General features: G+C 64.9%; 14 protein-coding genes and 1 pseudogene. 10 read left to right on the forward strand and 5 right to left on the reverse strand.

Features of this window, described 5'->3' with window-relative positions:
• Positions 1-380: 380 nt before the first annotated feature.
• From D9601_RS13665 to D9601_RS13680, 4 genes and pseudogenes are all read left to right on the forward strand, one after another.
• The gene (locus D9601_RS13665) at positions 381-1,352 is read left to right on the forward strand and encodes a DUF4365 domain-containing protein (RefSeq protein WP_232474204.1); all 972 of its coding nucleotides are present in this window, start codon (positions 381-383) and stop codon (positions 1,350-1,352) included.
• A 207-nt stretch (positions 1,353-1,559) separates the two neighbouring features.
• A pseudogene (locus tag D9601_RS13670) lies at positions 1,560-2,254 on the forward strand (transposase); the annotation flags it as partial.
• A gap of 62 nt (positions 2,255-2,316) precedes the next feature.
• A complete protein-coding gene (locus D9601_RS13675) occupies positions 2,317-2,742 on the forward strand; it encodes an RHS repeat-associated core domain-containing protein (RefSeq protein ID WP_232474250.1) in 426 nt (141 codons plus the stop codon).
• Positions 2,743-3,662: 920 nt separating this feature from the next.
• Entirely contained in the window at positions 3,663-4,307 is a 645-nt protein-coding gene (locus D9601_RS13680) for an IS6 family transposase (RefSeq protein WP_198354608.1), read from the forward strand.
• A 172-nt stretch (positions 4,308-4,479) separates the two neighbouring features.
• Here the strand turns inward: D9601_RS13680 and D9601_RS13685 are convergent, their stop codons facing one another.
• Positions 4,480-7,479 (reverse strand): TonB-dependent receptor, encoded by a 3,000-nt coding sequence (locus D9601_RS13685; RefSeq protein ID WP_198354609.1) that lies wholly within the window; start codon positions 7,477-7,479, stop codon positions 4,480-4,482.
• Positions 7,480-7,638: 159 nt separating this feature from the next.
• On the opposite strand from D9601_RS13685, the gene D9601_RS13690 reads away from it, so the two are divergent.
• Entirely contained in the window at positions 7,639-10,455 is a 2,817-nt protein-coding gene (locus D9601_RS13690; protein WP_198354610.1) for an exo-rhamnogalacturonan lyase family protein, read from the forward strand.
• 213 nt (positions 10,456-10,668) lie between these two features.
• Here the strand turns inward: D9601_RS13690 and D9601_RS13695 are convergent, their stop codons facing one another.
• Both D9601_RS13695 and D9601_RS13700 read right to left on the reverse strand, forming a co-directional pair.
• Positions 10,669-13,845 carry an efflux RND transporter permease subunit gene (locus D9601_RS13695; RefSeq protein ID WP_198354611.1) on the reverse strand — a complete coding sequence of 1,059 codons (3,177 nt, stop codon included), beginning with the start codon at positions 13,843-13,845 and terminating at the stop codon, positions 10,669-10,671.
• Positions 13,842-15,116 carry a TolC family protein gene (locus tag D9601_RS13700; RefSeq protein ID WP_443024755.1) on the reverse strand — a complete coding sequence of 425 codons (1,275 nt, stop codon included), beginning with the start codon at positions 15,114-15,116 and terminating at the stop codon, positions 13,842-13,844. Before D9601_RS13700 ends, D9601_RS13695 begins: the two co-directional genes overlap by 4 nt.
• Positions 15,117-15,266: 150 nt before the next feature.
• Between D9601_RS13700 and D9601_RS13705 the strand changes: the two genes are divergently transcribed.
• From D9601_RS13705 to D9601_RS13720, 4 genes are all read left to right on the forward strand, one after another.
• Entirely contained in the window at positions 15,267-15,944 is a 678-nt protein-coding gene (locus tag D9601_RS13705) for a response regulator transcription factor (RefSeq protein WP_198354612.1), read from the forward strand.
• Positions 15,931-17,286: a sensor histidine kinase gene (locus D9601_RS13710; protein WP_198354613.1), complete on the forward strand. Its 1,356-nt coding sequence runs from the start codon at positions 15,931-15,933 to the stop codon at positions 17,284-17,286. Before D9601_RS13705 ends, D9601_RS13710 begins: the two co-directional genes overlap by 14 nt.
• Positions 17,287-17,382: 96 nt before the next feature.
• On the forward strand, positions 17,383-18,045 hold the full coding sequence (locus D9601_RS13715) for a Dps family protein (RefSeq protein ID WP_198354614.1): 663 nt from the start codon (positions 17,383-17,385) through the stop codon (positions 18,043-18,045).
• A 13-nt stretch (positions 18,046-18,058) separates the two neighbouring features.
• On the forward strand, positions 18,059-18,574 hold the full coding sequence (locus tag D9601_RS13720) for a DUF3833 family protein (protein WP_198354615.1): 516 nt from the start codon (positions 18,059-18,061) through the stop codon (positions 18,572-18,574).
• 28 nt (positions 18,575-18,602) lie between these two features.
• On the opposite strand, the gene D9601_RS13725 is transcribed toward D9601_RS13720, so the two are convergent.
• Positions 18,603-19,289: an HAD family hydrolase gene (locus D9601_RS13725; protein WP_198354616.1), complete on the reverse strand. Its 687-nt coding sequence runs from the start codon at positions 19,287-19,289 to the stop codon at positions 18,603-18,605.
• A gap of 309 nt (positions 19,290-19,598) precedes the next feature.
• Positions 19,599-20,351 carry a FadR/GntR family transcriptional regulator gene (locus tag D9601_RS13730; protein WP_198354617.1) on the reverse strand — a complete coding sequence of 251 codons (753 nt, stop codon included), beginning with the start codon at positions 20,349-20,351 and terminating at the stop codon, positions 19,599-19,601.
• A 158-nt stretch (positions 20,352-20,509) separates the two neighbouring features.
• Here D9601_RS13730 and D9601_RS13735 point away from each other — a divergent pair, with 158 nt between their 5' ends.
• Positions 20,510-23,524, forward strand: coding sequence for a TonB-dependent receptor (locus D9601_RS13735; RefSeq protein ID WP_198354618.1), 3,015 nt, complete (start codon positions 20,510-20,512; stop codon positions 23,522-23,524).
• Positions 23,525-23,534: the final 10 nt, after the last annotated feature.

The following is a 23,534-nucleotide window of genomic DNA, read 5'->3' on the forward strand; positions in this document are numbered from 1 at the left end:
TCGCGGTCCATCAGCCGCGCAGACACTCCGAGGGTGCGCGCGCCGCAGCTGGACACGGACCACCGCGCGCCGGAGAGGACTGACCGGCCATCCGTGTCGACCCACCATCTACATGCGCCACGTATCTGCCGAGATGAACAAGCGTCTACTTTTGGGAAGGTAGAAGTGGCCGCTGAATGACCGGAGGTGGGTCTCCGATTCCCGCGATGCCGTTGGCCTGTTATCGCCTGGGTAGCAGACATTCCCTTATCTCTAAAAAGCTCGACAAGCGTTGTATCACGTGATGCGGGTTATGATTGCTCGACAGTAGTTCGAGGTTTAGATTTGCCGGCATAGGCCGACGGTCGTCGTTGGCTGGCATATCACCTCAGAGGGGCGGATTGGAAACTATACGGCAGGGGGCGGCAGGGAGGGATCTGGTAACCCGCCAGGTGAGAGCGTTCCTCAAAAGCGATTGGCAGAACATCGATGCTGAGAACGATAATGGTATCGATGGGGTCATTTTTCTGCGACATCGAAACGCATTCCTCGGCAGGCTGCTGTTCGTTCAGGTGAAGAGTGGTCCTTCCTTCATGAAGGACTACAAGCAAAAACGATTCGACGGCCTGATAGGAGTTGACATCGGTGAAGAGTACATAGCGTCGCATCGACCACGATGGGATGCTATGCCCGGACCCGTTATTCTTATCTATGTCGAGGACCCCTATAAATTAGTACCTGCAATCTACTGGCAGGACCTGAAAAGGGACGCATCCTACTCGCAAAGCAACAAGGGAGTAGTCCTTGTTCCCCGATCGCAGACCTTCGGCAGTGAAGCTAAAGGCGCCCTGCGCCGGCTCACCGGGTCCATGCCCGACGATGCGCCGCTCAAGCGCATAGACATGCGTAACGTGAAGCGGTTGGTCGATTTTTCCGTCCGCGACAGATCGACTGCGCGGTCGTTCTACAAGGAATGGTCGAAATCGATCGAGCGCCAGCATCCCGAACTAGGTGAGATAGAAATCACCAATGCCGGTTGGCGGCATTTGACGAGGCGTAGCAGAAACCTTGAGAACGTACGCAACTCATTCCTGCTACTCGAAGCCGCGCGGCAAATGGTGATTCAAGGCGCCGGATGGAGGCAACTAGGGAGCGCCAAAACTCGAGATCGTAAGCAGACCACGGACGTCGTTGACGCTTTGTCGCTCAGGGCCATTGTAGTGTTTAAGTCGCGAGCACCGGCCACTGTGCAGGTTATCCTTCGGAGAGTTAGAAATATCTGCAAGTTAACCGGACATGCGAGTTCGCGCCTCTACTTCTACAGTGTGCATGAACTGCGCCGGGGAAACGCAATTTATTATGGTCAGCATTGATGGACGCAACGCCCAAGCACAACTGAGGCAACTCGAGAGGCCTCACCCTAACTTGCATTTTCTGCCGGCAAAGGGTGCCGCAGACGTTGGTCCATCCACTCTCAGTTAGCGCAAAGCAAGGTACGGCGCAATCGCGATAGGTTGACGTGACCCCCGTTTCTTCATCCACCTGGAGCTAGAGGCCGGCCCATCGAAGGGACGGACGGAATGAAGCGGAAGCAGTTTTCGGAAGAGCAGATCATCGGCATTCTGAAGGTGGCCGAGGCCGGCGCGGTGGTGACGGAGCTGTGCCGCAAGCACGGCATGTCGAGCGCGACCTACTACGCCTGGAAGGCCAAGTATGGCGGCCTGGAGGTGTCCGAGGCGAAGCGACTGCGGGCACTGGAAGATGAGAATGGCAGGCTCAAGCGGCTGCTGGCCGACGCCATGCTGGACAATGCGGGGTTGAAAGACCTGCTGGCAAAAAAGTGGTGAGCGTAGCCGCCAAGCGGGAGGCGGTCGCGCGGTTGCAGGCTGGGTTCGGGATGAGCGAGCGGCGCGCTTGCGCCGTGATCGGGGCCGACCGGACGAGCATGCGCTACCGCCCGTGTCGTGATGGCGACGAGGATCTGCGGGCACGGCTGCGCGAGTTGGCCGGCCAGCGGCGCCGTTTTGGCTACCGCCGACTGCACATCCTGCTGCGGCGGGACGGCGTCACTATCAACCGTAAGAAGACGCAGCGGCTCTACCGGGAGGAGGGACTGACGGTCAGGCGCAGGAAGGGGCGAAGGCGCGCCGTGGGCGCGCGGGCGCCGGGGCCGGTGCTGGCGCTCCCCAACCAGCGCTGGAGCCTGGACTTCGTGCATGACCAGCTTGCCACCGGCCGGCGGTTCCGCGTGCTCAACATCGTCGACGACGTAACGATGCGGGCAACGCGATCGCCATCAACACCTATGACGAATATGGCATTCCCGGCGCCAGCAACCTGGGCCGGTTCCAGTACACAGGCCAGAAGTGGCTGCCGAGTGTAGGCCTCTACGACTACAAGGCGCGCACCTACTCACCAACCCTCGGCCGCTTCATGCAGACCGATCCCATCGGGTATGGTGATGGCCTCAACTGGTATAACTATGTCGGCGGCGATCCGATCAATCGCTCTGATCCGACGGGGCTTATGCAGATGGTCTGCCAAAGCGTCCCAGTGTATACTTATACCTATCCGTTTATGCCGTCCTCTTCGTTTTCTCAGTCAGTTCAACAATGCGGCTGGCAGTATGAGGCCTCTGATTTCGCGCAACCGGGCGGCGGTAGCGGATCGGGAAGGCCTCTGGGCGGCGGCGGCGGCGGCGGCGCTGCGGCTCAGCAGCTGTACAGAAAGCCAAGCAAGGTGTCTGTAGACTGTCAAAGTTGATTGCTGGCGCTGGCGACGTAGTCTCCGATCTAGGACTCGTTGCGGCAGGTCTTGGCGGCACCGCAGGTTTTGTGGCGGGTGCCGATGCTGGTGGTGTAGGGGCCGTGCCGGGAACAATCGGAGGCGCTTCGCCCGGGCTTACCATCTCCGGGATCGGCGGTGCTATCTCTGCATTCGGTAACGCAGCAGTGGATATTCTCGGGGGGAACCTCGGCGAGGGAGGCGCGCGGTTTGCGCTCAATTTTGGGGGCGGAAAAGTCATAAGCCGTATAGGTAATGCCGAAAGAATCGGCTCTTTTCTGTCAAGCGGGACGCGCAAGTTTATTGAAGACGCCTACGGCGCGGCTTCCGGTAAGCTGGTTGGATACGCGTTCTCCCCGGATTCGCCCGTAAATTGTGAAAAGTTGTAAGCCGATATGAGCAGAATAATACAAAACTACGCTGCAGTGACGGCGATCGCCTTGCTATACTACTTCGTCTTCGCGGGGTCACATCTCTTAATCGATAGCTCGTCGTACTGTGTAGCTATAGCGTCGACTATACTCGTTTTGTTGGCGATTATCGATAAGCTAAAATCGTTCGGACTTTTTAGGGGCTTGTTGATCTACGCGACTGCTTTCTTTTGTGCGATGGCGCTTTTCACGATTGCCGCTAGGCCGAACGCAACATCAGCAGGCTTAATTTATTTCAGTTTTGTGTTAATGATTTTGTCATTCATTGTCCTCTTGTATAAGGTCAATGCACCAAGATCTAGGGTTGGCTGAAGTTGTGCTCTTGCACTGGGTGCACGATTGCTCTCAATTTGTATGGTCAAGGTTCATCAAACCAAATGCATCTGATGATTAGCGGGATCGGGTAAGGGGGCACCGTCAAATCAAATGCACCGGATGGTAAGCGGGGCGGGGTAGGGGGGGGCTTCCATGCCTCGCCCCCGCAAGCCTGCCTCGCCCTTCCGCTACTTCAACTCATCGCCGGAGGCGATCCGGCTGGTCGTGCTGATGTACGTCCGCTTTCCCCTGTCGCTGCGCAACGTCGAGGATCTGCTGTTTGAGCGCGGCATCGACATTTGCCATGAGACGGTGCGGCTGTGGTGGAACAGGTTCGGCCCGCTGTTTGCCGGTGACATCCGCCGCGCTCGTGTCAGCCGCATGCGTGGGTTTCGCCACTGGCAATGGCATCTCGACGAGATGTACGTGAAGCTGAACGGTGAGATGGTCTATCTGTGGCGCGCCGTCGATCACGAAGGTGAAGTGCTCGAGAGCTATGTTGCGCGCAGCCGCGACAAGGCGGCAGCGCTAACCTTCATGCGCAAGGCGCTGAAGCGGCATGGCTCACCAGCGACAATCACGACAGATGGCCTGCGCAGCTATGGTGCTGCCATGGATGAGCTCGGCTGCCGTGACCGGCAGGAGATCGGTCGCTGGGTGAACAACCGGGTGGAGAACAGTCATCTACCGTTCCGACGACGAGAGCGGGCGATGCTGCGGTTCCGACAGATAAAGAGCTTGCACAAGTTGGCCTCAGTCCGTCCCGACATCAGCCTGGAGCGCCACCTCATTGATTGACAAACCGACCGCGAACGACGCTCTGCTGCGCTGGCGGAGTGGCAGGAGCTCGCGTGCCAAGCTGCTGGCTTCAAAGGGCGGCCGCGCCTATGAGTTACGTGATCGCATTGGAATGACTATTCCAGCGAAATAGCTCCGCGTCGAAACAAAGATCCCACGGCCGCCCGGCGCATCAAAACTTGTAGCGCGCGCCGAGGAAGAATTGCCGCCCGGTCTGGCTATAGACCTGCTGATCGCGCAGATTCTCGCCGTCCCAGTAGCTGGTCGGCTGGTTGGTGAGGTTGATCGCGTCGAACGACAGCGTCACCCTCGGGGTCAGCTTGTACGAGGCGGAGGCATCGACGTTCGTATTGGAATAGGAGCCGGTGTAATCGGCCAGACCCGAACGCAACGGCACCTGGCGCAGATACTGGTCGCGATAGGCGAGGGAGACGCGCGCCGACAGCTTGTTGTCCTCGTAATAGAGGGTCGCATTGGCGGCGTTCGGCGAAACGTTGGTCAGCGGCGCGACCAGCGTGGCACCGTTCGCGTTGGTAGTCAGAACATAAGTGATGTTCGACTTGATGTGCGTATAATTCAGGATCGTGCCGAAGTGCCGCAGGAAGCTCGGCAGGAAGGTGAAGGGCTGCTGATATTGCAGCTCGACGCCGTCGATCTTGCCGCCATTGGTGTTCTGGTAGGAGGTGACGGTGGTCGTCGTGTTCGGATCCTGCGCCGCGGTGAGCAGCCCCAGCGGCAGGCCGGCCGCGGCATAGGTGGTCGTGGTGCTGAGCTGCTGAACGAAGCTGCCCACCGCCTTGTGGAAGAAGCCGGCCGAGAGGACGGCGCCGGGCTGGAAATACCATTCGACGCTCGCGTCGATGTTGGTCGCCCGATACGGATCGAGATAAGGGTTGCCGACCGTCGCCGTGAACGGCGGATTGGCCGTGCCGACCGAGCCGCCGGGGGTCAGGAAGCCGAGCGAGGGACGCGACATCACCCGCGCGGTCGCGCCACGCACCGTCAGCTTCGAAGTGAGGTCCAGCGCGACGTTCAACGCGGGCAGGATGTCGTCGTAATCCCGCGTCACCTGCACGGGCACGCCGATGCCGACGAAGCCGCTCGAGAATTGATGGGTATGGGCATAGCGCACGCCGGCGTCGCCGCGCAGGGTCATGCCGTTGCTGAGCGGTAGCTTCCAATCGAGTTGCAGATAGGGGCTGACGTCCTGTTCGCGGACGCTGCGATTGTCGCCCTGCGATCCGGTGCCGATGCTGCCGATCCGGAAGTCGCCATATTGGTTGACGCAATAACAGTCGACGTTGAACGCCGACATGATCTTGTCGATGTTCGGGACGATGAAGCTGTTGGTGGCGCCTTGCGGCAGGCCGATCGTGTCGATGGTGATCGGCGCCGAGCTGACGTCGCTGATCGTGAGGCCTGCCGAGGACAGCGACGGAATCGCCGTTGTCGACGCGATTCGCTGCTGACGGCGCGAGATGAAGTCGAAGCGCTTGTACGACACACCGGCCTTGGCCGTGAACTCGTCCGAAAGGTCGTATTTGAAGTCGGCTTTGACGTTGCGCAGCCGGTTGATCACGCGCGACGTGAATTCGCGAATGTTGTCGTAGCCGTTCTGGAACTGCCAATTGTTCGGATTGGTGGCGTCGAAGCCGTAGTTGAGGATCGGCCGCGTCTTGTCGCCGCGCGCATCGTAGACGAAGCCGTCGCTGTCGAAGCGGCTGAACGTCACCAGTCGCGAATAGGGATTGTCGAAGACAGAATCCGACTGGCCGTACATCACGTTCAGCTTACCGCGATCGCCGACCTTCTGCTCGATTTGGATGTCCCCTTCATAGAAGCTGGTGGTCGAGATGTCGTGGCTGTTGGTGACACTGAAATCGACGTCGTCGAAGACGCCGTAGACCAGCTCGCCGTTCTCCACCGCGGCGTCGCGGATCTTCATGTTCGGCCGCCCGGCGAGCTGCAGCGCGGTGAGCCCGCCCGCCGCCGAGGCGGTGCTGCGGTTGAAGCTGATCGGATTGGTGGCGAGGTCGAACCGATCCTGCTTGAGGCGTGCGAAGGCGAGGTCGACGGTAATCAGCGAGTCATCCGTCAGCTTCGCCTGAAAGGTCGTCGTGGCGCCGATCCGCTGTTGGTCGTCGGTGAAGCGACCGTAGCCCGGTAGCTTTGGCACGAAGACGTTGGGCTGGTTGACGGTGTTGTAGGCCGATGGCGTCGAGCCGGGGAACTGCCCGGGCGCGGCAATGCAGGCGGGCGCATGAGGCGTGGTGCCGACCAGCGGATTGACCGGCGTGACCGGGCTGGCCGGATTGATCGGGCAGAAGCCGCCGTTGACGTCGCTGAAGTCGGCCAGCGCCGTGTTCGAATAGGCGTCCTCCTGCACCTTGTGCCGGTTGTAGGCGGCGGAGATCAGGATGCCGAATCGGTCGTCGTCGAAGGTCTTGCTGATCAGCCCGACCAGCCGCGGCTGTGTATTCTTGTTGATGTCGTAATAGGCCGCCTGCGCCCCGACCGCGCCATGGAAGCCGGGATTGTCGAGCGGCCGCGCGGTCTGAAGATCGACCGTCGCGCCCAGCGATCCTTCGTCGACCTCGGCCGACTGCGTCTTGCGCACGACGATCGAGTTGAATAGTTCGGACGCGAAGATGCTGTAGTCGAAGGAACGGCCGCGATTGACGCCCGATCCGAGCGTCGAACCGGTGGTGGCGGCGATCGCTTCCAAGCCGTTGAACCGCGTCCGGCTGAAATCGCCGCTGAGGCCGCGGACGGTGATCTGCCGGCCTTCGCCCGCATCCCGTTCGATCGAGATGCCGGGGATACGCTGCAACGAGTCGGCAAGGTTCGCATCGGGGAAGTCTGCGATGTCCTGGGCGTTGATCGCGTCGACGACGCCGGTCGATTGCTTCTTGATGCTGAGGGCGGAGGCGAGGCTCTGCCGGAAGCCGGTCACCACGATGTCCGGGCCCTGATCACCGGCAGGGGCGGTTGCGGCGGTCGTTGCGGCGTCCTGGGCCGGCGTACCCTGCGGCTGTGGCTGCGCGTCGGTAGCAGTGGCTGGCGGCGTGGCTGACTGCTGCGCCAGTGCGGGCTGGGCAAGGCCGGCGATCAGCATCGCTGCGAGGGAGGTGGAACGAAGTGCGATACAGCCGAAGCGCGACCGGGGCGTCATGTAAGCCTCTCCTGAATACCACATTATGGGAACGCATTCTGTTGAATGATATCAACGCCCATTTTGCGGCTTCGTCAAGCGGAAAGGGCAGCGTTTCTAACGCTCCTGTGCCTCCAGCCCGGCTTGCCCGCACTGCCAGATAATGAGATAAGGTCTTGCATGACGGAATGGCCGGTCGCCCTTGTCGGTGCCGCCACCTCGGGTTTCCGTGCCGAGGCGTCGGACGGAGAGGCTGCTGCCATGATCGACGTAGACCGCAGAAATTTTCTCGTCCGGTCGGGCCTAGCTGGCCTGGGGCTGACGATGGCGCCGACCCGTGCGGATGCGGCAGGCGGGCACGCCGGACCGGCGACCGGCACCGCCGCCCCCTCGGTCGCTCTGAAGTGGCTGGATGACGAGGCGCCTACCTTGCCGACGGGCGTCGCATGGGGCGTACCGTGGCCGCGAGGCGCGGTTCCGCGCACCGCGGCGATCGAGGTCAGGAACGCGGCGGGGGGGGCCCTTCCGGCGCAGGTGTGGCCTTTGGCATTCTGGCCTGACGGCTCGGTCAAATGGACCGGGCTGGCGATCGCCGCCGATGCACAATCAACCGGTCTGACGGTTGGGATCGGGCGCGGCAGCAAGGTCCCGCCCCGTGTGCGGGTCGCGGTCGCGGAGCGCGCGGATTCGGTCACCATCCACACCGGGCCCTTGACCGCGGTGCTCGATCGGCAGGGCGGCCACTTCATCCGATCGCTGGCGATCGATGGTCGGGAAGTAGCCCGCCAAGGGCGTCTCGTCGCCCTATGCGAGGACCGGTCGCGCTATGCCTCGGAGGGGCTGTTGCAAGACCTCCATCTCGAGCCGCGCGTGGACCGGGTGACGGTCGAGCAGCGCGGCCCCATCCGGGCGGTCGTCCGCATCGACGGAATGCACGTCTCTGCAGGGCGGGACTTGCTGCCCTTCACGGTGCGTCTCTACTTCACCGCCGGCCTGTCATCGGTCCGGATGGTACATTCGTTCGTCTTCGCCGGCGATCAGAAACGTGACTTCGTCAAGGGGCTGGGCATCCGCTTCACCATCCCCTTCCGCGAGGAACTGCAGAACCGGCACATACGATTGGCGACCGACGGCGATCATCTGTTCGCGGAGCCGGTGCTGCTGTCGCCAGGCTATCGGCCGCAGGCGATCGGCGGTGCGGCGGATCAGGAGCGGGATCAGCTGGCCGGCGTGCGCATCCCGAACCAGGCGGCGCTTCCCGCGCAGGACCGCGCGAACATACAAAGCACGGCGACCTGGAGCGGGTTCAAGCTGACGCAACTTAACGCCGACGGGTGGCAACTGTCCAAGCGCACCAACGCCGACAGCGCGTGGTTGCACGTCACCGGCGGCGACCGCGCCGGCGGCCTCGGCTTCCTGGGCGATGTATCGGGCGGCCTTGCCGTCGGTATCAAGGACTTCTGGCAGAAATATCCTGCGGCGATTGAGGTCGCCCACGCCGAGTCGGCCGAAGGGGAATTGACGGTTTGGCTATGGTCTCCCGATGCCTCGCCGATGGACCTGCGGCACTATGACACGATCGGCCACAGCCTTGCGGTCACCTACGAGGATTATGAGCCGGGGCATGCGGACGCCTATGGTGCCGCGAACACGTCGGAACTGATGCTGTGGGCGACCGGGGACACGCCGGCCCCGGACGCATTGGCGGCGATGAGGCGGATCGCGGCGGCGCCGCCGCTCCCGATCTGTCCGCCGCAGCATTATCACGACACGCAGACGCTGGGCGTGTGGAGCCTGCCGGGCCAGCCGGTCCCGGGATTGACGCCGGCCGAGGTGGCGTCCGCCGATGCGCAGCTCGACCGCGCATTCGCCTTCTTCCAAGGGGAGGTGGATCGGCGGCGCTGGTACGGTTTCTGGGACTATGGCGATTTCCGCAGGACCTATGATCCGATCCGCCACCAGTGGATGTACGACATCGGCGGTCACGGCTGGAATGCGACCGAGCTGATGCCCAACGTCTGGCTGTGGTTCGCCTTTTTGCGCAGCGGCCGCGCCGACATCTTCCGCATCGCCGAGGCGATGACCCGCAACACCAACGAGGTGGACGTATATCACGTCGGTCAATTCGCCGGCCTGGGATCGCGCCACAACGTCAGTCATTGGGGCGATGCCAAGGAGGCCCGCATCAACGAGGCCTTCATCAAGCGGTTCTATTACTATCTGACCACGGACGAGCGCACCGGCGACCTGCTGCGCGAGCCGATCGCACAGATCGAGCGCTCGCTCGCCGCCAATCCGCCGCTGCGGGAGGTGGTGCCCCGGCCCGATGTGAAGAGCCCCCTTGCCTTTATCCGCTTCGGTCCGGACTGGCTCGCCATGGCCAGCAACTGGTTCACCGAATGGGAACGCACCGGCGATCCACGCTACCGCGATTGGTGCCTGACCGGCATGCACGACATCGGCGCGGATCCGCAGGGCCTGCTCGACTATGCCGGATACATCTTCGATCCGGTCACCAAGCACCTGAAGAGCGGGGGCGAGCCCAACCAAAAACCAGGGCAGTTCGTGTTCCTATTTGCCGGCGACCAGATCGTGACCGACCTTGTCGCGTCGATCCCGTGTCGCTCCTTCGTTGCGGCTTGGGACAAGCTGTGCGTTCAGTTCACCGAGGGGAAGCGCGCCAACTGGTATTTCGAGCCGCGCGTCGATGCGCTCGCAGCGGTGGCTACCGGCCGGGTGGACCTCTATCGCCGGGCGATCGATCTCTACCGCGGGCTGCTGCGCTTCGGTTCCACCGATTACTTCCGGGCACAGCCGGTGGCTGTGGAGGGTCCGACGACGAGTCAGACCGTCTTGGAAAATCCGGGAACGAGTACCTTCACGCCGGCGATCGCCACCCCGGAGGTCGCGCAATGGGCCATCAACCTCATCTCGATGCCGCAGATGCTGCGCCGATTTGCCGCAATCGACGGGGCAGGTGCGCGAGCCGGGGGGTAACGCAACGACCGGCACATGGCGGCATGGACCCGCGCATGAGGAACGATCAAGAAGCGATGCCGCTGTCGAACCCATGCACCGGATGCGAAGCGGGGTAGGGTGGGGCCATACGCCTGGTCCCGCGAGCCTGCCTCATCGCCGGCGCTTATCGGAGCTTTCCCCCTTGCCGTTCCGTCAGGGCGGCTTGCGTGCCGATCCTCGGGCAAGGAAGCACTAATCCGCAGCGCCCGCGCCGCCGCCACCGCGCGCCGGAACCGCCAGCCAGCGGTAGAGGCTGGGTAGCAGCAGCAGCGTCAGGATCGTCGAGGTGACGATGCCGCCGATCACGACGGTGGCGAGCGGTCGCTGGACTTCGGCGCCGGCGCCGCTGGCGATCGCCATCGGGACGAACCCGATCGAAGCGACGAGCGCCGTCGACAGCACGGGGCGCAAGCGATCGCGGGCGCCCTGGCGGACCGCCTCGTCGCTCGACAGCGGATCGCCGCCTTCCCGGCCGTCGCGCAGCGCGTTGATGTGGTCGATGAGCACCAATCCATTGAGCATGGCGATGCCCGACAGCGCGATGAAGCCGATCGCCGCGGTGATCGAGAAGGGCATGCCCCGCAGCCACAGCGCCAGCACCCCGCCGGTGACCGCGAAGGGGATGCCGGTATAGACGATCGCCGCTTCCTTGACGCTGCCGAGCGCGGCGTAGACGAGCAGGAAGATCAGCAGCAGCGCGGCGGGCACGACGATCGCCAACCGCTTCTGCGCTGCTTCGAGCTGATGGTATTGGCCGCCGAATTCGATGCGATAGCCGGGCGGCAGCTTGACGCCCTGCGTCACCGCTGCGCGCGCCTTGGTGACATAGCCGGCAAGATCGCTGGTGCTGAGGTTGACCATCAATGCCGCGCGCCGCTTGCCGCCGTCGTGGAGGATCGGTTCCACCGCATGGACCCGGTGCAGACGGGCGACGCGCGACAGCGGGACCATGCCATAGTCGCCGACGCGGAGCGGCAGCGCGAGGATCGCGGCGGGATCGGCGCGCAACGCCTCGGGCATGCGAACGACGATCATGTGGCGCGCCTCGCCTTCCGGAATGAAGCCGACCTCTGCCCCGGCGACGCCGTCGGCGATCGCCCTGTTGACCTCCGCGGTGCCGAGGCCGAGGCGGAGCATCGCATCATGGCCGAGTTCCACGACCAGGTTTTCGGGGCGTCCCGCGGTTTCGAATTCGACGCCTTCGGTGCCGGGCTGTTTCTCGAGGATCGCCTTGGCCTGTTTCGCCGCCCGTTCGAGGACGTCGTAATCCTCTCCGAAGATCTTCACCGACACATCGGCGCGGACACCCTCCAGCATCTCGTTGAAGCGCATTTCGATCGGCTGGGCAAATTCGAACGTTTGGCCGCGATAGACCTGCCGCCCGATCTTTTCGATCCCGGCGATGAGATCCTGCTTGGTCCTGGGTTTGCCGTCGCCTTGTGGCCAATCCTTTTCGGGGGCGTAGAAGATGTAGAGATCGTTCTCGTTGGGCGGCATCGGGTCGGTCGCGACCTCGCTGGTACCGATGCGCGAGAAGGTGTGGGTGATCTGCGGATAGGCGCGGCGGATCGCGCGTTCGGTCGCCTCCTCAATCGCGAGGCTGCGGTCGAGCGACATGCCGACCGGGCGATAGACCATGGCGGTGATCGCGCCTTCGTCGAGCTGTGGCGTGAATTGCGAACCCAGCGAGCGGAAGACGAGATAGGTCAGGCCGAGCAGGACCACGGCGCCGAGCGTCAACCACGCCGGGTGCGCGATGGCGCGCTCCAGGATCGGCGCATAACCGCGTTCGGCGTAGCCGATCAGTCCGGTGTCGCGGTCGTCGCCGTCCTTGGTATCCGGCGCCCGCAGCAGCCACGCCGACAAGGCCGGCACGATCGTGAAGGTCCAGATCAGGCCGGCGCCGATCGCCAGCATCACCGCCTGCGCCATCGGCTGGAACAGCTTGCCCTCGACGCCGCCGAGGCTAAGGACGGGCACGTAGACGAGCGCGATGATCGCGATGCCGAACAGCGTCGGACGCGCGACCATGCGGGCCGCTTGGGCGACCGTTTCGCGCCGTTCCTCGGCATCGAGCGGCTCACCCTTGTCGCGCCGGCGCTGGGCGAGCAGGCGGAGGCTGTTTTCGACGACGACGATCGATCCGTCGACGATCAGGCCGAAGTCGAGCGCACCGAGGCTCATCAGATTACCCGACAGGCCAATCGCGTTCATGCCGGTGACGGTGACGAGGAAGGCGAGCGGGATGACGATCGCGACGATCAGCGCGGCGCGCCAATTCCCCATCACCAGCAGCAGCACGATCGCGACGAGCAGCGCGCCGACGCCGAGGTTGTGCTCGACCGTCGCGATCGTCCGGTCGACCAGGTCGGACCGGCTGTATTGGGGGTGGATGACCATGCCCTTGGGCAGCGCCGCCTGGATGTCGGGCAGGGCCTGTTCGGCGCGCAACGCGACCTCGCGGCTGTTCTGGCCGACCAGCATCATCACCGTGCCAAGCACCGTCTCGCGCCCGTTCTGCGTCGCCGCGCCCTGCCGCGGCGCCGAGCCGATCACGACGTCGGCGAGATCGCGGACCTGCAGCGGCAGTACGCCGGCGGCGAACTTGACCGGGATGTTGCCGATCTGGGTCGCGTTCATCACGCGCGCGTCGGTGCGTACCGTCAACCGCTCGGGTCCCTGCGCGATGATGCCGCCGCCGGCATTCTCGACATTGTCGCCCACCGCCTTCGCCAGTTCGGCGGCGGTGACGCCGTGCAGCGTCAGGCGGACGGGATCGGGCTGGACGACGAACTGCTGTTCGATCCCCCCGTTCGAATTGACGTCGGCGACCCCGGTAACCGCGCGGAGCATCGGCCGCACCGTGTATTCCTGCGCCTCGTACAGCTCCATCAGCTGGCGTTGCGCGTCGAGTCCGGGCGGCGGGGTGCGCCATTCGAGCGTGTAGTAATAGATTTCGCCCAGCCCGGTGGTGATCGGCGCAAGCTGTGGCGAGGCGCCGGCGGGCAGCTGGTCGCGCACCGCCGCCAGCCGTTCGGTAACCAGCTGGCGCGCACGCAGCTGATCGGTGCCGTCCTTGTACAGCAGCGTCACCTGGCTGAGCCCGGTCTTGGTCAGCGAACGCGTCTCGTCGAGGCCGGGCTGACCCGCCATCGCGCGCTCGATCGGTAGCGTCGCCAGTCGCTCGATCTCTTCGGGCGCGAGCGCGGGGACCGTGGTGTTGATCTGGACCTGGACGCCGGTGATGTCTGGAATCGCGTCGATCTTCAGCGTTGCGAACGCCCAGAGGCCGACCGCCGCGGCCAGCGCGGTGATAAGCGCGACGACGAGCCGATGCCGCGTGACGCCGTCGAGCAGCCGCGCGATCATCGATCGAGCGCCGTCCCGCCGTTCAAAGCGCGCAGCTGCAGCAGCGCCTCGAGCGCTTCACGCCGGGTATCGAGGATCGCGACCGTCGCGTCGACATAGGCCTGCTGCATCTGCGTATAGGTGGTCAGCGGGATCGCGCCGAGCCGGTAGTTGCGGTCTGCATCCTCGGCCGCGGCGGCGAAACGCTGGGCCGACTCCCCGTCCCACTGGGCGAGTGCGCGCCGCTTCGCCTCATATTGCGCCGCCTGGTCGAACACGTCGCGATCGATCCGTCGTTCGGCGGCGATCAGCGTGGCGTTCGCCTGCGCCTGGCGACCCTGTTCCGCCGCGACCTCGCCCGCCTGGCGGTTCCACAGTGGCAGCGTTGTCGACAGCCGCACGCCGTAATTGGTTTCGCGGACGTCGGACCGGGCGTGGTCGTAATAAGGCCCGACGCTGACGACGGGGATGCGGTTCTTGCGGGCGAGGTCGACGCGCAGGCCCTGCTGCTCGAATTGCGCGCGTAGCGATTGCAGCTCGAAATTGTTGGCAGCGGCGCGCGACGCCAGCACGGTGGCCGAGGGCAAGGCGGGGAGCGACATGTCGGGACGGATGATGCGGATACGCGCCGCAAACGCCGTGCCGCGCAGCTGATTGAGTTCGTACAGGATCGAATTGGCCTCGGCATCCGCCGTCGCCGCGGTGCGCTCGGCATTGATCGCGTCGGCCTGCAATGCCGCAGCTTCGAGCTGGGGGGCGGGGCCGGCGGGATCGCGGGAGACGATCACCCGCGCCAACACGCGCATCCGCGCTGCGACGGTGCGGGCCGCGGCCGCCTTCTCATCCGCGGCGAACAGGCCATAGCCCAGCGAACGTGCGCGCGCCGCCAGCGTCGCGTCGAATTGGCGCAGGCCGAGCCGCGCCAGGCCGATCTGCCGTTCGGCAATGGCCCGCCTGAGCGCGATGCGGCCGCCGAATTCGACCGGCTGGACGACCGACACGGCATAGGTCTGGCCGTCGCCAAGCGGCGCGCCGGTGCCCGGATCGGTTGCGCGCCGTTCGCCGAACTCCACCACCATTTCGGGGTCGGCCAAGCGTCCCGCCGCCGTGCGTTCGATGCCCGCCGTCTCGATCTGGCGTTCGTAGAACTGCCGTTCGCGATTGTTGGCGATCACCTCCTGCACCAGCCGGTCGAGCGAGATGGCGGTCGCATCCGGCGTCGTCCGATCCTGCGCGACGGCCGCGACGGGTGCCGCCGCCATGATCCCGGCTACCACGGTCCATCGCGTCATCGTCATCCTGCCTATCCCGTCGGCGTCTGTCCCGCCGGTAGTCAGCCGGGGTGGACGGCGCGACTAAAACCCGTTTCACATTCCGTGGTTTGCGCCCGAGCTGATCAGTACCGGGTTGACGTTCCGACGGGGGCAGGGCGAACAGGCACGATGGCGCTGATAATGCTGATCGAGGACGATGCGGGCACCGCGCGGGAGATCGCGCTGGAGCTGGGCGCGGCAGGGCATGCCGTGGCGCATTGCGGATCGATCGAGCAGGCCTTGGCAGCGACCAGCGACAAAGCCGTCGACCTGCTGATCGTCGATCGGCAGCTGCCCGATGGCGAAGGGCTCGACTTCATCGCGCGATTGCGCGCCGAGGGCGGCCGGACACCGGCGCTGGTGCTGAGCGCACTCGGTAGCCTCGACGATCGGGTGCGGGGCTTGCGCGCCGGCGGCGACGATTACCTGCCCAAGCCCTTCGCGCTGGTCGAGCTGATCGCGCGGGTGGAGGCGCTGCTGCGCCGCCCGAACGAGACGCGCGAGACCCGTCTGATCGTCGGGCCGCTCGATCTCGACCTGCTCGCCGGCAATGCGACGCGCGCCGGCCGGCCGCTGGAACTGCTGCCACGCGAATTGCGCCTGCTCGACTATCTCGTCCGTCGTCCGGGACGGATCGTGACGCGTTCGATGCTGTTGCAGGACGTGTGGGGCTATACCTTCCTGCCGAACAGCAACGTCGTCGACGTGCATATGGGGCGGCTGCGACGCAAGGTCGATGCCCCTGGCGAGGCCGCGCTGATCCGCAACGTGCGCGGCCAGGGATATGTGTTCGATGTACCAGGCTGATCCGCGCACCCGCGCGACGCTGCGCTGGGGCGGGGCGATCGCAGCGCTGCTGATCGTCCAGTCGCTGATGGCGGCGGCGATCTTCTGGGCGCTGCTCAACGCCAGCCACCGCCGCACCATGCAGGAGGCGCTGGCGGGCGATTGCCGCTTCTTCGCGCAGGTCGATCCGGCCGAGCGGCGCGAGGAGTTGCGCGAGATGTTGGAGCGCGACATCCATCGCGAACGCTTCCTCGCGCTGTTCGACAGTCATGGGCAGCTGATCGACGGCAATGTCGCGCGCCTGCCCGACGTGCCGGCGGACCGGCCGGGGACGGCGGTAGCCACGATCGTGCCGACCGAACTGCCGGGCAAGAGCGAGGATGTCGCCCGGCTGACCGTCTGTGCTCTGCCAGGTGGCGAGCGGCTGCTGACCGGTTTCGACCTCGACGACGCCGAAGAAGCTCTGGGCCTCGCAGGGCACGCGTTGCTGCTCGGCCTGCTCCCCGGTCTCGCGCTGGCGATCGGGGTCGGCCTGGTCGCGGGACGGCGGGCGGCGCGACAGGTCGATACGGTTCGGCAACTGACCGCCCGGATCGTCACCGGGGCGCTTGACGAGCGTTTGCCGGTCGCGCGCCGTCCTGACAGTTTCGGTCTGCTTGCGGTCCACATCAACGCGATGCTCGATCGACTCCAATCGCTGATCATCGATGTGCGCGGGGTGGGCGACGATATCGCGCATCAGTTGCGCACCCCGCTGACCCGCCTGCGCGCGCGTATCGAGCGTGGCATGCGCGAAGCGCAGGGCGCCGCAGAGTTTCAGCAGGTGGCGGAGGCGGCGCTGGCGGAGATCGACCAACTGCTCGGCATCGTCGCCGCGCTGCTGCGCATTCGCGAGCTGGAGGACCATGCCCGCCGCAGCAGGTTCGCGCCGGTCGACCTCGCCCGGATCGCGGCGGATGCCTGCGACCTGTATCACCCGACCGCCGAAGATCGTGGCATCACGCTTGTGTGCGAGATCGAAGAGGGGGTAGTGATCGAAGGCGACGCCAGCTTGTTGATCGAGGCGCTGGCCAATCTGATCGACAATGCGATCAAGTTCGGTCCGCCCGCCAGCCGTGTCGTGGTGTCGCTACGGCATACGGCAGGGACGATCCGCATCGCCGTCGCGGACGAGGGGCCCGGCATTCCGCCGTCCGACCATGATCTGGTGACGCAGCGTTTCTACCGCGGCCGCCACGAGTGCGGCGGTGTTGGTCTGGGACTCAGCCTGGTCAAGGCGATCGCCGAGATGCACGGCTTCGCGCTCCGCTTCGCGGATCGTGGCAGCGTCGTCACCCTGGAAAGGCCGGATCCCGAACTCTGAACGGGAATTTAGACAACCCGAGCCAGCGCCGCACGTTCGTCGGGTGAAGCCGCTCCGGCCATATGGTTGCCGGTGGGCTCGACGAAAGGATCATCCATGCGCTCCGTCCCGTATCTCGCCACGCCGTCCGCAGCCGTCACCCTGATCGCCGCGCCCGCTTGCGCCCAGACGACGGCAGGCATCGGCAGCTTTCCGACCAACAGCATCAGCGATCGGCTGCACGGCGGTCCGCAGGGCGGCGATCAGCGCGCGTCGATCCAGGCCCTGCAGCAAACGCTGACCGAACTTCAGCAGCTGCAGTTGCAGACGAAGCAGGCCCATTGGAACGTATCCGGCACGCTGTTCTACCCGATGCACGAGCTGTTGCAGGATCATTACGAAGGCGTGAGCAAATATGCCGACGAGGTCGCCGAGCGGCTGCTCGCGATCGGCGTGTCGGCGGATGGCCGCGCCAATACGATCGTGCGCACCAGCCGCATCCCCGAATATGCCGGTGGCTTCACCGATGATGCCCAGGTGATTGGTTGGTTCGCCCGCTATTACAAGGTGACCAGCGACGAGATCGGTCAGGGGATCAAGGCGACGGAGGACAAGGACCCGACGACGTCGAACCTGTTGCAGGAGGTCCAGCACGCCATCGACAAATATCAATGGCAAATGCGCGCCATGATCCAGCCGACGCCGACCGATCCGAACAGTGGCCAGGATCTGAACGCCGGGCGGGCGGTGGCGATACCGACGCAGCCGGTCGCCGGCTGATCGCCACGGCGCCGTGGGCTATCGCCGGTTCTTCGCACTCGCCGCGCTTGCAGGTCTGGGTGGCTGCGTGTCTCCGGTCGGCATGCAGCCCCATGTCGCCCCGGCGTCGCCGGTCTTCGATCCCGTCGCGTTCTTTGCGGGCAAGACCCATGGCACGGGCGTGCTGCACGTCATTGCCTCCAAGCCAAGGCAGACCGACGTCGTCGGCTATGGCACATCGCCTAGCCCGGAGGCGATCACGCTCGACCAGCAGGTCAGGCAGGGCGATGCGGCGGCGACGCATCGCACCTGGCATCTGCATCGCATCGCGCCCGGACGCTATGTCGGCACCTTGACCGACGCGATCGGCCCGGTCACCGCGGAGAGCGCCGGCGCCGAGTTGATCATACGCTTCACGATGCGGCATGGATTGAAGGTCGTCCAGCATCTCTACCTTCAATCCGGCGGCCGGACCGCCGTCAACACGATGACCGTCCGCAAATGGGGCATCGTGGTGGCGCGCCTGGACGAACGGATCGAACGGATCTGATGGCCCCGCAAAGATCGCCGCTGCGCCGCTAGTGTATGCGATACCGTCCCCAGTGGTTCAATGGTGAGCCCTCAAATCCGGCCAGCAACGCGGCGACGTCGTCGTATAAGGCCACAGCGCCCGCGGCCTTCAGCGTCTCGTCGCTGAATTTGCCCGATCGCACGGCGACGGCCGCGATGCCGCACTTGGCGGCCGCTTCGATGTCATACGGCGTGTCACCGACGACGATCACCTCGCTCGCATCAAGCGACGACAGCTTCTTGAGCGCGGTAGCGAAGATGTCGGGAGCGGGCTTGGTCTTCTCGACATCGTCCGCCGTGGTCGAGACGTCGACGATCCCTTCGGCGTCCAGCAGGTCCACATAATGTTCGAGCTCATCCGATGACGCGGAGGACGCCAGCACCACCTGCCGGCCGCTTTGCTTGACCTTCGCGAGCAAATCCCTGGCGCCGGCAAAGGGCCTCACCCGCTCCAAATATTTCGTCTTGAAGATTTTGCCGTGCTCCTGGCCCATCTTCTCCTGTTCGTCCTCGTCGGTGTCCGGGAGCAGCGTCGGTACAAGCATGTCGGTGCCCTTGCCGATCTGGTCGTGGACGATCTGATCATCGAACGTCGCGCCGATCTGCTCGAAGACGGCCTGCCATGCCGCGATATGATAGTCGTTGCTGTCTACGAGGGTGCCGTCGATGTCGAAGAGAACCGCCTTGATCGCCATGGTGTCATCGCTCCTGATTCAGGCTTCAACGCACCGGCCGCGATCATCGGCGCCGCAGGGAATGATATTGTCGAACGGGAAGCGTCGGCGGGTGGCCAGGGCGAGGTAGGGGGCCTCGATCCCTCGCCCCGGACGCTCGGCGCGGCCTGTTCCCCGCTCGAGCGTCCCGTCAACGCTTACCACGCGACGCTGAGCGGCGCTCCGCCGCGTTGGCGGACTGGTGAATCTGCGCGAGCCAAGCGCTGCTTACCGCAGCCTGACCTACGCCGTGCGGAAGGGGATGGGCGGTGGTGGACCGGGCCGAGGGGATCAGGCGTGGAGGCGGCGTTCCAGCGTGCCGCGCTGCTCGGCGATCTCGGACTGCGTGCGGCGCATCGCCTCCACCTCGGTGGCGGACAGCAGGTCCTGGATGACGCGGCGCAGATGGTCGCGCATGGCGCGGCGCGCGGCGGCGGAGTCGCGGGCGCGCAAGGCGTCGACGATCAGCCGGTGCTCGTCGACCCGCGGGTGGACGCCCTCGCGCCGCGCTTCGGCGAACATATGTGCGCTGAGCGGCGCGCGTTCGCGCAGGTTCCACAGCATCTCGACGACCGTGGAGATCACCGTGTTGCCGGTCGCTTCGGCGATGCGCAGGTGGAAGCGCCGGTCGGCGTCGAGCGCTTCGGGACTGGCTTCGGCATTGGCGGCCATCTCGGCGAGCAGCCGGTCGAGATCGGCCAGTGCCTCGTCGTCGATCACCGTCGCGGCGACGGCGCAGGCCTCGCCTTCGAACAGGATTCGCGCCTCGATCAATTCGAAGGCGCCGATGTCGAGCTCGGCCGGCGCCGTCGAACTCGCCGGGGTCGAGGTGACGTAGAGCCCCGAGCCATGCCGCGCCTCGACCAGGCCGCGGATCTCCAGCGCGATCATCGCCTCGCGGATCGTCGGCCGGCTGACACCGAACTCCTCCGCCAGCTCCCGCTCGCCCGGCAGCCGCGTGCCGATCGTGTAGCGACCGTCGGCGATCGAGTCGGCGATGGCGTTGACGACACGCTGGTACAGCTTTTCGGTGCGCGGCTTCATGCCCCCGTGACTCTCACAGAACGCCGATTGACACAACAGACCAGTTGCGCCTAATTGGCCTAACCAAAAGGATCGGCCAATTTTAGAAGCCGGCCTGCGGGCAGGAATGCGCGCCGTCCGGCGCGGCGGGCGGCAGCCCGAATAGGAGAGGGGGTCGTATGAAATTCGCCGTCACCGCAGGAAGCCGCTCGCTCGCCGCCATATGGCTGGCCGGCAGCGCCTTGTCCGCGACGCCGGTCCTCGCCCAGCAGAGCGCGACGCCGCCCGCGTCCGAGGTCAACAATCCCGCGACGCCGACCGTCGCCACCCCCGCGAACCCCGACCAGAGCACCGCCGCCGACCCCAATTCGCAGCCCGATCCGATCCCGCAGCCGCAGAGCGACATCGTCGTCACCGGTTTCCGCCAGAGCTATTCGGACGCGATCCGATCGAAGCGCAACGAGATCGCGATCACCGACGGCATCTCGTCCGATGGTCTGGGCCGCTTCCCCGACCTCAACGTCGGCGAGGCGCTGCAGCGCGTCCCCGGCGTGCAGATCAATCGCGAGGCGGAGGGGCGCAACGCGACGATCAACCTGCGCGGCCTGCCCGGTGAATATGCGCGCCTGACGCTGAACGGCGTCGCCTTCGCCGAGCCGATCTTGGCCGAAGCGACGCCGCTGGGCGCGTTCAACGCCGACATCTTCAGCGCCATCGTCATCGACAAGTCGCCGCTCGCCAATGCCCAGTCGGGTGGCCTGTCGGGCAACGTCGACCTGCAGATCGCCACCGCGCTGGCCCGCAAGGAAGGCGGCTTCGTCAAGGCGGCGTTGGAATACAACCAGCTCGGCAAGCGCTTCGCGCCCGCGGCGACCGTGGGGTACAACCACCATTTCTCCGACAGCTTCGGCGTCTTCGCCGTGTTGACCTACAAGAAGGAGAATTTCCGCCGCGATACGCTGCAATACAACAGCTATTCCAGCTTCTCCGCGGCGCAGGCCCAGGCGAACGCGTCGGTGCTGGGCAGTTACTATGCGAAGTCCACGGCCTGTCCGTCGTGCACGGGCAGCGTCACCACCAACGGCGTGCTCTACAACAGCCAGCTGCGCCAATATTCGCGGATCAATCCCGGCGACCTGTACACCGGCGCGGCGGGCGCGGAATGGAAGCCGGACGACAATACCAAGGTCAGCCTGACCGGCTTCTACACCGATCGTCGTCTGCCCAAGACGATGCAGTATCTGTCGATCATCAGCAACAACGACGCGAGCTTCCTGACGCCGCGCTCGTCGCCGATCCAGCTCGACGACGGCCGTTACGTCGTCACCGATTTCGACTTCGCCAACCCGGATTCGCGCATGTCGACGCGCCGTCTCGGCATCGAGCAGCGCGCCTGGGGCATCAACGGCAGGGCCGACTGGAGCGACGACGACTGGCGCCTGTCGACGGTGCTCACGGCGTCCAAGGCGGACAACAATTCCGAGGAGACCTCGATCGATTTTGACCGGGTACAGACCGCGACCGGCAACGGCGCAACCGGTACGATCCGCACCGGCGCCGGCAATGTCGCCGACCTCTATTATTCCTTGGCGCCGACACCGCTGGTCAACACCAATGTGCCGACCTGGTATTGGGGCGGCGTCACCGATCCGACGCAATTCTACAACACGCCGACCTCTGTCGGCCGGACCAACCGGCTGCAGTTCACCGGCACGCAGAGTTATGGCGGCAACGAGCTGCTCGCCTACCAATGGGATGCCGAACGCACCTTCCACGGCGGCGTACTGACCGGCATCCAGGCGGGCTTCCGCTTCGAGCACAATCGCTTCGTCTCGCGCGGCTATCGTATCTCGGCCTATGGCCTCCAGGTCCAGAACATCGACAATACGTTCCTGACCACCTCGCCCACGGTCGACGATTTCTTCGGCGGCAAGCTCGGCACCTACAGCACCAACTGGCAGGTGACGCGCTACGATTACGCGATCGGCAAGCTGACGCCAGTGACCCTCTATCCGGGCGGTGCGCTGTCGCCCTCGGGCTACAACATCCGCTACAACGACAACAATTACGCGCTGTATAACTTCACCAACCAGACCGATATCGCATCGGGCTATGCGCAGCTGAAATATGAATTCGAGGTCGGCGGCATCCGCGTCCGCGGCAACGGTGGCCTGCGCTACGAATATGCCAACAACACGATCGACTCGCTGGATCGCGTGTCGCTGACCGGCACGATCGGATCGCCCGCCGACTTCCGCACCAACACCTACAATCAGAGATACGGCAAGCTGCTGCCGTCATTCATCCTCGTCGCCGATCTGACCGACAAGCTGGTGCTGCGCGGCGCGGCCTATCGCACCTATGTGCGGCCGCAGCCGCGCCAGTTCACCCCGGCGACGATCGTCGGCAACCCGGTCAACGGCGTCTATTCGGTGACGCTCGGCAATCCCGATCTCAAGCCCTATGACGCGACGTCGTTCGACGTGTCCGTGGAATGGTACAACCGTCCCAACGGCATCGTCTCGCTCGCGGCATTCCAGAAGCGGATCACCGGACTGATCGGCCAGGTTACCGACCCGACCAGGCTGTGCCCGGCGGATGCCAGCGCGCTCGGGCTCGGCACGTTGCGCGTCAACGGCGACCGTTGCGAAAGCAGCCTGATCTACACCGGCGGCGCGGTGCCGACGCCGTACCTAGTCTCCGCCAGCGGCTTCGTGAACCAGGACAGCCCGATCACGGTGCGCGGCCTCGAATTCAACCTGCAACAGTCGCTCGACTTCCTGCCCGGGGCGCTGCGTCACCTGGGTGGCGGCTTCAATTACGCGTACACCGACATCAGCGGCACGACCGCGACCGGCGCGGCGGCGACGCTGCCTGGCGTGTCCAAGCACAATGCCAACGTCATCGGCTATTACGAGACGACCGATTATGGCGTACGCCTGGTCTACAACGTGCGCAGCAAGTACGACCTCGCCTCCGCCGGCACCTTCACCGGTGCGGCGCGGCAGGTGCGCGCGCGCGGTCAGCTCGACATGTCGGCCTCGTACAACGTCACCGACACGGTCTCGCTGTCGTTCGACGCCTACAATCTGACCAACGCGATCCGGGTCGAATATGAGAACGACCCGCGCCTGATCCGCCGCGCCGATTACGACGGCCGGACCTTCACCGTGACGGCGCGCGCGACCTTCTGATAGCGATGGG

The organism is Sphingomonas sp. MA1305, assembly GCF_016107325.1.
Taxonomy (GTDB): domain Bacteria; phylum Pseudomonadota; class Alphaproteobacteria; order Sphingomonadales; family Sphingomonadaceae; genus Sphingomonas.